Genomic DNA, 273 nt, shown 5'->3' with positions numbered 1-273 from the left:
GAATCGCAAGGAGAAAGCCTTAGCTGAAGTAGCCGCTTTGCTGGTCTTAAGAAAAAAAGCCCAGGCGATCTGGGGGGGCAAATCGGAAGACTGATTAGTATCCCAGATCGCCTGTTATGTGTGGAATTGATTCGCGAAGCGGTCGCCTCCGGTTCTCGCCTCAATTGCGCTTGTAGGGAACTCGATATCTGCGTCTGTACCTTCCAACGATGGGTGTGTGATGGCGATGCCGCCGTCGTAGCCGACAGGCGTACTACCAACGTTCGAGCGGCA

1 pseudogene is annotated in these 273 nt (G+C 54.2%); it reads left to right on the top strand.

Annotated elements, in window-relative coordinates:
* Positions 1-273 (top strand): annotated as a pseudogene (locus QN359_RS19905) (IS3 family transposase); the annotation flags it as partial.

The sequence above is a fragment of the Undibacterium sp. 5I2 genome, from assembly GCF_035019605.1.
GTDB lineage: Bacteria > Pseudomonadota > Gammaproteobacteria > Burkholderiales > Burkholderiaceae_D > Undibacterium.
The sequence above is the reverse complement of the archived record's forward strand: the minus strand, read 5'-3'. Positions and strand labels throughout refer to the sequence as shown.